A 12,615-nucleotide genomic window follows, 5' to 3' on the forward strand; every position below is an offset into this window, starting at 1 on the left:
ACTTTTTAATTTCCGAGAAGAATTGCAAATCTACGAATAAAAAGTGGATAACATTATAATTGTCAGAAAATTTTTGATCCGTTTTCGCTTTGTTACCATCACTGTTAAATTTCTGGAATATTATTGCACCTGCTAGTTTAAAGTGTTAAAATGGCACCGATATTCAAAGGGAGTGCCTAATGCTTTAGCAGTGCTTTCCAATGTTAAGGAGTGTGTTATGCTGTCGCCAAAAGTAGGAAGAGCTGTTCTTATCAGTTATCCCGTTTTGTTGCTTATTTCCCTATTGTTACCCATTAAAAATATTAAGCTTATCGTGTTTATAATCTTTATGATAGAAAATATTTCAGTATTAATACTTTATTGGAATAAAAAGCATCAAAATTGACAAATGAGTTCATTTTATTGTCTCCAATAGTGGTGCAGCTGAGCCATTTATTATGGACAAATTAATAATTGGGATATATTAACATGATACTAAAAAATGAAAAAACACGAAGGATAATTTTTTTACTATCTTGGCTTTTGTTAGCCACAGGTCTTGCTTTGGTTGAGTGGTCGAATTCAAGAATTGTGGCAATAATACTATTTACTGTACTCACAGCTACGGCTGTTTTCAATTTTTTTAGTATGGCAAAAGCTCAAGAGAAGAATAATAAAGGTAATGGTAATCAAAAAGCAAATAATTCGGTTGGCAATACGATGGCGAATCGAGCACGAAAGATAATTTATTTGCTGTCTTGGTTTATATTTGCCATGGTTACTGCTGTCATTATATGGCGCTATTCAAAAATAGCAGCAATAGTACTAGTTATTCTTATCACAGCCGTAACTGGTTTTGTCATGAAAAAAGCTGAAAATAGTAAAGATACCTCAGGATAGAAGATGTGATAAATAGAGTAGGAGCTACAATGAAGTTTGGCGATAATATTATTTTAGTTTTTACCTTGGTTCTGGTGATTTCCTCGACCGCATCGGTTATCGCCTCTTCCAGCAGCAATCAAAAGGTCAAGCAGATTTGTGCGGTTATCACCATCATAGTACAAGCTTTTCTGTTGGCTTATATAGGCTTTTGCTATTTAAAAAATAAAAGAAAATAAATTATTTTTCTAATCGTTGGCGAATATAAAAGGTAGGAAGGTGAAGGAAGAGCGGGATAAAGTTCTGAAATTAGTTTTTAGCGATCAGCCTTTGGGTCATTGTATGAGATGACTGGCTTATTTTTTGTAAGAAATTAATAAAAACAATAGTTATCAGAAAATTTATACTCGCTTTTCACTTTGTTTCCGTCAAAGTGAAAAGTCAGAAATATTATTGAACCTGTCATTTTAAAATGCTAAATGACAGCAATATTTAGAAAAGGAGAAGTTTTATGAATACAGTAACTTTAGACTCAATGGCATTTGACCATTTTGAAGCAGCAGGAGAAGACTATCTTGCAGATATTGATGGTTCAGGTTTTGTTGGAGCAATTGCTGGTGGAGTTTTAGGAGCTGGAACAGGATTTACGGCTGGTTTCAAGCCAGCTCAATTTTTTTGGCGAGTTCCAGTTGCAGGACCTTATCTAGCTCTTGGGACTCTCGGCTTGACTACAGTGGCAGGTGTTTATATTGGTGCTAGAGAAGGGTGGGGAGACGGAGGGTTCTGGTAATTAACAGCTTCTAGTTATCAATTGAATCATTTCTATATATTGAAAATTAGTTGTATGACTTCAATTGGTACTACGCTTACTTAAAGTAGGTTTAGAGTTAACTTTAATAATTTTAATAGTATTTTTCTTTTGGAATACGAATGTTAGTCTATTCTAGGTACAAGGTATATTATTGAATTCATTAAAAATATCAGTACAAATTTAGAAAAGGTGATGTTGGTTTATGCACATAATTCAGTCAATTTTAGTGTTACTTGCTCTTTGTGTATTAGCACTTATTTCTTACCGCAGTAAAAACATAGTAATTTCATTTATCTGTGTCATCATTTTGCTTGGTCTATTTGTTTATTATCTTTTGCATTAGTGAAAGCAAAAGTATTGTCAAATTATTGGTTATATGCTGGCTTTATGAAAGGTTTCAGCTATGATAAGTACGGAATTTGGATTAAAAAATGTTAGGAGTTTGATATGAAAATTTCGGTACATACTATAATAATTTGTCTGTTGTATGTAATCAGTATGAGCATTTTGGTATTTATTCCAAAGTGGTTTCCAAGTAAAAACATAGAGCTGATTACTTTCCTCATAGGATTGGTGGCAAGTTTACTTATGATTGCAGTATACGGTAAGTATTTCTTACAAGTACTAAGAGATTTAAACTCCCATAAATAACGGTAGATTCTGGTTTATTTGGCGCTGTTATTGGTGCAACTGCAGGTTTTATTCATAGTGCGTATACGTATAATGGGTTTGTAACAGGTTATTGATATGTTAGATTTTAAGAAAATTTTAGTGGTTGCAATGACAGCAACGATTATTTCGGGAATTTTAGCGAGGATTAGTGCATCCAGCGGAAATAATACGACAAAATATTGTTGTCTTACTTTACTAATTTTGGTGGATATTATTTCACTAATCATTATCGGCGTTAGTTATTTTAAGACCAAGTAACAAGTAATCAAATTCAGATTTTAAAGTCGTAAAACTCATTGTAGTTCTATCATATTTTAGTCCCTCTTCAATCATTAGTATTTAATCATTTTGGCAGATGTAACTGCTCTTTCTGAAGCTGAAGATTGGAAAAACGGATGGTAATAACATGTGGAGTATTTTAAGTCGTCTTTTTATGATTAGCTGCATAGTATGTCCGTTAATCGCTGCTTATGGCAATTAGGCTGATTTCTTTTGGGGTCTTTGTATTAGAGTGTATTGCAATAGCATTTTATGGTTTATATTTGTTCTTTTTTTAATAAAAACTGATTGTAATTTAAATGACAGTAAACTTATTAAAATTTGCTTGAAATCTCTATAGGAGCTGGTTATAGCCTATGATTAAACGTCTATTTCAGAATAGTTTGCTGCCGATTTTTGTAATAATGGGGTTAATAGCTGTATACACACCGATAAGACCCCTTAAGTACATTCTTGTTGGTTTAATGGTCTTAGAAGGACTTTCTCTCATTGTGATTGATGGCGCAAAACTATTAAAGATGATAAAACATTAAATTATGAGTGGTGCTGAAGAAGTATAATGATAGCATGGCAAGCGTTTCTTTAAGATATTAAAGTATTTTAAGGCTTTAAAATGACCCAGAATAGTTTGGGTTATTTTTCTGAAAAATGGATGAAGAAAGATTAGTTTTATGGAACAGGTTATTTATATTGTTTTAATTGTGGTAGCTGTTAATATTGTCTTAGAAATTATCAAAAGAATTATCAGAGGAAGAATGGGTGTTTCTGAGCCGCTGCCGGAAGGCACTTCTCGTCTTTTCTGGCGCAGACATTATAAGATGGTTCCCCAGATTGATACCAGAGACTGCGGGGCAGCAGCCTTGGCTTCTGTTGCTAGGCACTATGGTTCGCACTATTCTCTTGCTCATCTGCGGGAATTGTCAAAGACCAATAAACAAGGAACGACGGCTCTGGGTATTGTCGAAGCCGCTAAAAAGATTGGCTTTGAAACGCGTTCTATTAAGGCGGATATGACGCTGTTTGACTATGATGACTTGACTTATCCTTTCATTGTCCACGTGATTAAGAATAAGCGCCTGCAGCATTACTATGTTGTTTATGCCAATGAAAAGAACAATCTCATTATTGGGGATCCGGATCCGTCGGTCAAAGTCACTAAGATGAGTAAGGAACACTTTCAGTCAGAGTGGACAGGAGTGGCCATTTTCTTGGCTCCGCAGCCGAATTATAAGCCTCATAAAGGTAAAAAGAACGGTCTGTCTAACTTCTTCCCTTTAATCTTTAAGCAAAAAGCGCTGATGACTTATATCATTCTGGCCAGCTTAATTGTAACCTTGATTGATATTGTCGGCTCCTACTATCTTCAAGGTATATTAGATGAGTATATCCCCGATCAGCTGGTGTCGACCTTGGGAATTATTACCATCGGTCTGGTCGTTACCTATATAATTCAGCAGGTTATGGCTTTTGCCAAGGATTATCTCTTGGCAGTTCTCAGTTTGCGCTTGGTGATTGATGTCATTTTGTCTTATATTAAGCATATCTTTACTCTGCCCATGTCTTTCTTTGCGACAAGACGTACAGGTGAGATTACTTCCCGCTTTACAGATGCCAATCAGATTATTGATGCTGTCGCATCAACTATCTTTTCCATCTTTTTAGATCTGACCATGATTGTCTTGGTTGGCGGGGTCCTGTTGGTGCAGAACAATAACCTGTTCTTTCTGACGCTGCTGTCAATTCCGATTTATGCTGTTATTGTTTTTGTTTTCTTGAAACCTTTTGAAAAAATGAATCACGAGGTCATGGAAAGCAATGCCGTGGTCAGCTCTTCTATCATTGAAGATATCAATGGGATGGAAACCATCAAATCACTCACGAGTGAAACAACTCGTTACCAAAACGTTGACAGTGAATTTGTGGATTATTTGGAAAAAAATTTCAAACTGCACAAATACAGTGCTCTTCAATCTGCCCTGAAAAGCGGTGCCAAGCTTATTCTTAATGTCGTTATTCTCTGGTACGGTTCGCGCTTAGTCATGGATAATAAAATTTCAGTCGGTCAGCTTATTACCTTCAACGCTTTATTATCTTACTTTTCAAATCCGATTGAAAATATTATCAATTTACAATCCAAGCTGCAGTCCGCCCGTGTTGCCAATACTCGTTTGAATGAGGTTTACTTGGTTGAATCTGAATTTGAAAACAGCGGTGAGTTGTCAGACAGCAGTTTTTTGGACGGTGATATTACTTTTGAAAATCTTTCCTATAAGTACGGCTTTGGCCGCGATACGCTGTCAGATATCAATTTAACCATCAAAAAAGGGGATAAGGTCAGTATTGTCGGTCCCAGCGGTTCCGGTAAGACAACTCTGGCCAAGATGATTGTCAACTTTTATGAGCCCAACAGAGGGATTGTCCGTATCAATGGCAATGACCTAAAGGTTATTGATAAAACCGCTCTGCGGCAGCACATTAGCTACCTTCCTCAGCAAGCCTATGTGTTCAGCGGATCTATCATGGATAATTTAACTCTGGGCGCCAAAGAAGGGACAACTCAGGAAGAGATTATTCGTGCCTGTGAAATTGCTGAAATCCGCTCAGATATTGAACAAATGCCGCTGGGCTATCAGACTGAATTATCAGACGGTGCCGGTGTTTCTGGCGGTCAAAAGCAGCGTATTGCCCTGGCCAGAGCACTCTTAACCAAGGCACCGATTTTAATTCTTGATGAGGCTACCAGCAGTCTGGATATTCTGACCGAAAAGAAAATTGTTGATAATCTTTTGCAGATGACCGATAAAACCATTATCTTTGTTGCCCACCGCCTGAGTATCTCCCAACGGACTAGCAATGTTATCGTCATGGATCAGGGACGGGTTATTGAGCAGGGAACACCTGAGAGCCTTTTGGCTGATAAGGGTCTCTATTATGAGCTGTTTCATTGAAAGTGAGGAATAAGATGGATCCTAAATTTTTACAAAGTGCAGAATTTTATAGGAGACGCTATCATAATTTTGCGACCCTCTTGATTGTTCCTTTGGTCTGCTTGATCATCTTTATAATAGTCTTTCTCTGTTTTGCTAAAAAGGAAATAACCGTCACATCCACAGGAGAAGTGGCTCCGACAAGGGTGGTATCGGTTATTCAATCCTACAGTGATACGTCCATCATTAAAAATAATTTGGACAATAATGCCAGCGTTAAAAAAGGCGATCTGCTGATTACCTATTCAGAAAATGCCGACTCTAAACGGCAGGCTGAACAAAAGAAAATTGTAGAAGAAAGGCAAAAACGAGCAGAAGAAGCCAAGAAAAAAGCTAAGAAAACTGATAAAAAAGATAGCAAGGAAAAATCCAAAAAGAAATCTGACAGCAAAAATTCTAAAAATGATGATAAAGACAAGGACAGTAAGGATAAGAAAGCTGAAAAGAAGAGCTCCGGCAATGATGATGAGGTAAAGAAAATTTCTATCTTTGCTTCAGACGATGGGATTATCCATACCAATCCCAAATATGAAGGGATCAATATCATTCCTAAGTTGGCTGAAATCGGTCAGCTTTACCCTGACATTCGAAAGTCCAAGAAAGTCTTGATTGTCTATTATGTCTCTTCTGATGATGTTGTTTCTATGAAGAAAGGGCAAAAGACCCGGCTTTCTTTGGAAAGAAAGGGCAATGATCGAGTTGTTCTTAAAGGTAAAATTACCAATGTTGCCTTGTCAGCTACCAAAACCAAAAACGGCAATCTCTTTAAGGTAACTGCCAAAGTAACGGTCTCCAAAAAAGACAGCAAGCTTGTGAAATACGGCATGACTGGCAAGACAGTTACGGTAACGGATAAAAAGACCTATTTTAACTACTTCAAAGATAAACTGCTGCACAAGCTTGAAAATTAAGATTGATTTTCACTGCCGTACTGCCGGCAAATTCCTTTTTACAACTGGCAAAAGACCTGTTTTTTCTGCTTAGGAAGAACGGGTCTTTTGCATGACTGCAGTATCGTGGTAGTGCAAAAGCTTATCGGCTAAAGAAAGCGATTCGCTCTTTTGAAAGTATGGTATAATGAAGCTAGTACCTTAGTTTGCTTTTCATAATTCTGCCGATGCTGTTTGGAGAGGGATTTTCCCAGCAATAAACGATTTTTGACAGTTCCTGCCTTTATCAAAATGACCTGTCGGCGTATTGTTTTGTACTGCAAAGTTCTAATAGATTAACAAAGGATGTGGAAAATGATTATCCTGGATCGAAATAGTTATGATCTTCTGGCTTATCTCATCAAGTTAGAGGAGCCTGAGACCGTTATGACTATTTCAAAAGTTTTAGGCCAATCGAGGCGCAAAGTTTATTATCATCTGGATAAAATAAATGAAGCCCTGCCGCCTCAGCTTCCTAAAATTATCAGTCATCCGCGTGTGGGAATTCTCCTGTCGCTTAAGCAAAAGGAAGCCTGCCAAACTCTTTTAGCTGGTTTGGATGATTATTCTTATGTCATGAGCGTGCATGAACGGATGCTCCTCAGTATCACCTATATTGCTGTTTCCAGAGACCGTGTAACCATTGAGAAACTGATGCAGCTGAACGGCGTGTCCCGCAATACAATTTTAAACGATCTTAATGAAATCCGCGAGAAACTGTCTTTTGAGCAATACAGTATCCAGCTGCAAGTTACTAAGTCGCGGGGTTATCACCTGAAATGTCATCCTTTGTCTAAGATTCAATATCTGAATAAGCTGCTCTACACCATTTACATGGACAGCAATCCCAATTACACCGCTATGGTTCGCGAGAAATTACGGCATTTTGCCGGTCTGTCCGGTTATTTTTCAGGTGATATTTCTGCCTTTATGGACAAGGAACTGCAGGCGTCTCAGAAATTGCTGGGGAAAAAAATCAATTCTCAGGATATCCGCCTGATGGCTGAGACGCTGCCTTATCACATTTTAAGCTACCGCAATCTGAGACTGTCTGCGGAGGAGCAAAGTGATTTGCTGCAGGAATTCTCTCCTATTAAAGAACGAAAAGAGTATGAGATTGCTAAAAATCTAACCGCAAACCTGAAAAAAGAATTTGGTTTGGAGCTGGATGAGATTGAAATATCCTTAGTTGCGGTTTTGTTTTTGTCTTACCGCAAGGATCAGGATACTCATTTGGAAAGCCACGATTATGATGATATGCGCCGCATATTGGGACATTTTATCAATACTTTTGAATTGGATTACCACGTCCACTTTCAAAATAAGAAGCTGCTGCTCGATCAGCTGCTGACGCACTGCAAGGCCCTGCTTTTTCGAAAAACTTACGGAATCGCGGCCAGCAATCCCCTGACCGATCAAATTAAGGATAAATATGCAGATTTGTTTGCTATGACCAAGGCCTGTATCCCTCTTTTGGAAGAGTCCTGGTTTATCAAAATGAATGATGATGATATTGCTTATATTACAATTCATATCGGCGGCGAATTAGAGCATGCCGAATCGAAGCCGACACCGCCTGTTACTCTGGCTTTGGTCTGTGATGAGGGCATCGGTGTTCAAAAATTGTTCATGCAGCAGTGCAGTCAGTATCTGCCTCACAGTAAAATTGAAGCGGTTTTAACGTCTGAACAGTTTTACAGTATTGCTGATATTATTGCCGTTGATTTGGTGATTTCGGCTGCTGATAAGCTTGAGACCAAGCTGCCGACACTCTTTGTTCATTCGATTTTGACGGACGACGATGCCATAAAATTAATCCGCTTTGCTAAACAGCATGCTCAGGCGGGACAGGACGATTTTGATAAAAAATTAGAAAGCTATATCCGTCATTATGTCAAAGATGATAATGACTGCTATGTTTTAAAAACCAAAATTGAGCGTTTAATTAATCAAGAACTGCTCTATGATACACAGCTGAAAACGGCAACTGAAAACTAGCTCTGGTTTGAAGCAGTCTTGCAGTCAAAAACACCGCAGGCTTTTAGCTACGGTGTTTTGTTAAGCTTAAATCCAGCTGATGCCTGGTTGAATTCGTTTTGCTGTATAGAAATTTTGAAATGTTATAAGATACGTACACAGTCATGCATCAGTCACAGTTCCGTTTTTATCTTGGCAGGTGTTAATGAAGCCTGCCTGCAGAAACCTCTGCTTTTGCTTTCTCGATTTAGCATATACTCCTTTCTTTATTTTACTTAACGGCAGACTTAAGCTTTGGAATATTAAAACAGTGTCCTGTTCAGCACTGCCAAGTAGAAGGCACCTTTTTGGCCCTCTAATACTATTATTCGTAAATGCACTTGATTTTTCAGCTAAAACAATTGGAAACAGTATAGTTTATCGATGGGACCTTTAACAACAGTCCAAATGTGAACACAAATTTGTGCTTTATTTGGTCTTTTTTTAGGATTATGATAGGGGTATCATAAAAGTGTAGAAAATATATCCAAATAGAGGAGGAAGCGTCAATGGCTAATGTTAAAGACATTACAAGAGAATCATGGATTTTAAGCACTTTTCCTGAGTGGGGAACCTGGCTCAACGAAGAAATCGAAGAGGAGGTCGTCCCTGCTGATAATTTTGCCATGTGGTGGCTGGGCAACTGCGGTGTCTGGATAAAAACACCGGGCGGTGCCAATGTTGTCATGGATCTTTGGTCTAACCGCGGAAAATCAACCAAGAAAGTGAAAGATATGGTACGCGGCCACCAAATGGCCAATATGGCCGGTGTGCGCAAATTACAGCCTAATCTGCGTGTGCAGCCCATGGTTATTGATCCTTTTGCCATCAATGAATTGGACTACTATCTGGTTTCCCACTTCCACAGTGACCATATTGACATCAATACAGCTGCGGCCATTGTCAATAATCCGAAATTGGATCATGTTAAATTTGTCGGTCCTTACGAATGCGGTGAAATTTGGAAAAAATGGGGTGTCCCAGAAGACCGCATCATTGTTATTAAACCGGGTGAATCTTTTGAATTTAAGGATATCAAAGTAACCGCTGTTGAGTCTTTTGACCGGACCTGCTTGGTGACTTTACCGGTTGAAGGGGCAGATGAGCAGGATGGTGAGCTAAAAGGCTTGGCTGTTACAGATGAAGAAATGGCTCGCAAGGCTGTTAACTATGTCTTTGAAACACCGGGCGGAACTATTTATCACGGCGCTGACTCTCATTTTTCAAACTATTTTGCTAAACACGGCAAAGACTTTAATATTGATGTTGCCATCAACAACTACGGTGATAATCCGGTCGGCATTCAAGACAAGATGACCTCTATTGATCTTCTTCGTATGGCTGAAAACCTGCGTGCAAAAGTCATCATTCCGGTGCACTATGATATTTGGTCTAACTTCATGGCGTCAACCGATGAAATTTTAATGCTTTGGAAGATGCGCAAAGAACGTTTGCAGTACCAATTCCACCCATTCATCTGGGAAGTTGGCGGCAAATATACCTATCCGCAGGATAAGGGCAGAATTGAATACCACCATCCACGCGGTTTTGATGACTGCTTCGAACACGACTCCAACATCCAGTTTAAGGCATTGCTGTAATTAACTACTGTATCTGTTTATGCTTTAAGCTGAGACGGCTTTGGTCACTGCTGTAACCTCTGCTTTGTCTGGGCGGCAAAATCAAAGCTAACTTTTCAGGCAGCTGCTTATTATAACTGTTTTTGTCACACCTGGAGGCAGGGCAGCTGCTAAAAATGACAGTTTCTATCCGCATATCGCCCGATGTGTGGATATTTTTTAAAAGAAACTGTCATGCTTTCTTAAGATTTCTGGAAGAAGTAAGCGTTTTATGCTAAAATAAGGGTATCAATTATAAAGGAGAATATTATGTCAGATTTATCGGTTAATGCCATCCGCTTTTTGGGCGTGGATGCTATTGAAAAGTCGAAATCAGGCCATCCGGGTGTTGTTATGGGGGCTGCTCCTATGGCTTACAGCCTATATACAAAGCACTTAAGGGTTAGTCCGAGTCAGCCAAACTGGATCAACCGCGACCGCTTTGTTTTATCGGCAGGCCACGGCTCCATGCTTTTATATGCTCTCTTGCACCTGTCGGGCTTTGAAGACGTGAGCATGGATGAAATCAAACAGTTTCGTCAGTGGGGTTCAAAAACACCGGGACATCCTGAATACGGCCATACTGCCGGTGTTGATGTGACAACCGGTCCGCTCGGTCAGGGCATTTCGATGGCTGTTGGTCTGGCACAGGCAGAACGCTTCTTAGCAGCTAAATACAACCGCGAAGGCTATCCTATTTTTGATCACTATACCTATGTTATTGCCGGTGACGGTGACTTTATGGAAGGTGTTTCCGGTGAAGCTTCTTCCTATGCCGCTAAACAAAACTTAGATAAACTGATTGTCCTTTACGATTCCAATGATATTTGTTTGGATGGTGAAACCAATGATGCTTTCACTGAAAATATCCGTGCTAGATATGAGGCTTATGGCTGGCATACCAGCTTGGTTGAAGACGGCACAGATGTTAATGCCATCAGCCTTGCTATTGAAGAGGCTAAAAGTGCCGGTAAGCCAAGCCTGATTGAAGTGAAAACAGTGATTGGCTACGGAGCTCCGACTAAAGGCGGAACCAATGCTGTTCACGGTGCACCGCTTGGAGACGAAGAAGCGGCTGCAACCCGCAAAGCTCTCGGCTGGGATTACGCACCGTTTGAAGTACCTGAAGACGTCTATGCTGACTTTAAAGAAAATGTTGCTGACCGCGGAGAAGCAGCCTATGCTGCCTGGTCAAATCTGGTAGGAGAATACCGTCAGGCTTATCCTGAAGAAGCACGTGAGGTTGAAGCCATTATCTCAGGCAAAGATCCTGTTGAAATCAAGGAAGCAGACTTTCCTGTCTATGAAGACGGCTTCTCCCAAGCAACCCGCAATTCTTCACAGGATGCTATCAATGCAGCGGCAGCTGTCCTGCCTAACTTCCTTGGCGGATCAGCCGACCTGGCGCATTCTAACATGACCTACATTAAAGAAGACGGACTGCAAGATGCTGATAACCCGCTCAACCGCAATATCCAATTCGGTGTGCGTGAATTTGCTATGGGAACTGTTTTGAACGGTATGGCTCTTCATGGGGGCTTGCGTGTTTACGGCGGTACCTTCTTTGTCTTCTCAGATTACCTGAAAGCTGCTGTGCGTCTGTCAGCTCTTCAAGGTGTGCCGGTGACTTATGTCTTTACCCATGATTCGATCGCTGTCGGTGAAGACGGGCCTACCCATGAACCGATTGAACATCTGGCTGGTTTGCGTGCTATTCCTAATCTGACAGTTTTCCGTCCGGCAGATGCGCGTGAAACACAGGCTGCTTGGCACTATGCTCTGACAAGCAAGACTACTCCAACAGCTCTTGTCTTAACCCGTCAGAACTTAGCCGTTGAAGCAGGGTCAAGCTTTACGGCGGTTGCTAAGGGTGCTTATGTCATCTATGAAACAGGTACTGATTTTGACACGATTCTTTTGGCATCCGGCTCAGAAGTCAATCTGGCTGTTAAGGCTGCCAAAGAACTTGAAGCTCAAGGAAATAAGGTGCGTGTTGTATCTGTTCCGTCAACTGAACTCTTTGATGCGCAGCCTGATGATTACAAGGAAGCTGTTTTGCCAAGCTCGGTCCGCCGCCGTCTTGCAATTGAAATGGCAGCAACACAGCCTTGGTACAAGTATGTCGGCTTAGACGGCAAGGTTCTTGGTATTGATAAGTTTGGTGCCTCAGCTCCGGCTGCTGAAGTCATTGAAAAATATGGCTTTACAGTTGAAAATGTTGTCAATATTGTGAAAAGCTTATAAGCTTGACATCTATTAAGATATTAAGGGTCTTCGCCAAAGGCGGAGGCCTTTTGATTTTGCCGGGAGTTACTCCTATAAATTTTACTTATGGCAGTCCATAAATAAGCTTAATGCCTGAATCGGTTGATTTTAAAGGGGTTTACGGCTATAATAAAAAACAATTAAATACATCATACTGATAAGAAAAAGTAAAAGTTTGC

8 protein-coding genes and 1 other annotated feature (1 of these 9 only partly in view) are annotated in these 12,615 nt (G+C 39.9%); all 8 genes read left to right on the forward strand.

Annotated features, from left to right (window positions below):
* Window positions 1–468 precede the first annotated feature (468 nt).
* The 8 genes from AC4HAN_RS05875 (at window position 469) to tkt (ending at window position 12,415) form a co-directional block, all read left to right on the forward strand.
* Complete coding sequence (locus AC4HAN_RS05875) at window positions 469–879, forward strand: hypothetical protein (protein WP_491091662.1); 411 nt, start codon at window positions 469–471, stop codon at window positions 877–879.
* Window positions 880–908: 29 nt separating this feature from the next.
* The gene (locus AC4HAN_RS05880; RefSeq protein WP_491091663.1) at window positions 909–1,097 is read left to right on the forward strand and encodes a hypothetical protein; all 189 of its coding nucleotides are present in this window, start codon (window positions 909–911) and stop codon (window positions 1,095–1,097) included.
* A gap of 272 nt (window positions 1,098–1,369) precedes the next feature.
* Window positions 1,370–1,648 (forward strand): hypothetical protein, encoded by a 279-nt coding sequence (locus tag AC4HAN_RS05885; protein WP_491091664.1) that lies wholly within the window; start codon window positions 1,370–1,372, stop codon window positions 1,646–1,648.
* A gap of 1,643 nt (window positions 1,649–3,291) precedes the next feature.
* Window positions 3,292–5,568, forward strand: a complete 2,277-nt coding sequence (locus tag AC4HAN_RS05890) for a peptide cleavage/export ABC transporter (RefSeq protein ID WP_491091665.1) — start codon at window positions 3,292–3,294, stop codon at window positions 5,566–5,568.
* A gap of 14 nt (window positions 5,569–5,582) precedes the next feature.
* Window positions 5,583–6,518 (forward strand): HlyD family efflux transporter periplasmic adaptor subunit, encoded by a 936-nt coding sequence (locus AC4HAN_RS05895; RefSeq protein ID WP_491091666.1) that lies wholly within the window; start codon window positions 5,583–5,585, stop codon window positions 6,516–6,518.
* A 333-nt stretch (window positions 6,519–6,851) separates the two neighbouring features.
* The gene (locus tag AC4HAN_RS05900) at window positions 6,852–8,534 is read left to right on the forward strand and encodes a BglG family transcription antiterminator (RefSeq protein WP_491091667.1); all 1,683 of its coding nucleotides are present in this window, start codon (window positions 6,852–6,854) and stop codon (window positions 8,532–8,534) included.
* 527 nt (window positions 8,535–9,061) lie between these two features.
* A complete protein-coding gene (ulaG, locus tag AC4HAN_RS05905) occupies window positions 9,062–10,153 on the forward strand; it encodes an L-ascorbate 6-phosphate lactonase (RefSeq protein WP_491091668.1) in 1,092 nt (363 codons plus the stop codon).
* Between the two features lie 288 nt (window positions 10,154–10,441).
* The gene (tkt, locus tag AC4HAN_RS05910) at window positions 10,442–12,415 is read left to right on the forward strand and encodes a transketolase (RefSeq protein ID WP_491091669.1); all 1,974 of its coding nucleotides are present in this window, start codon (window positions 10,442–10,444) and stop codon (window positions 12,413–12,415) included.
* 166 nt (window positions 12,416–12,581) lie between these two features.
* Window positions 12,582–12,615 (forward strand) — a binding site (T-box leader); it runs 209 nt beyond the window's last position.

This window comes from Streptococcus sp. ELY_86 (assembly GCF_058314495.1).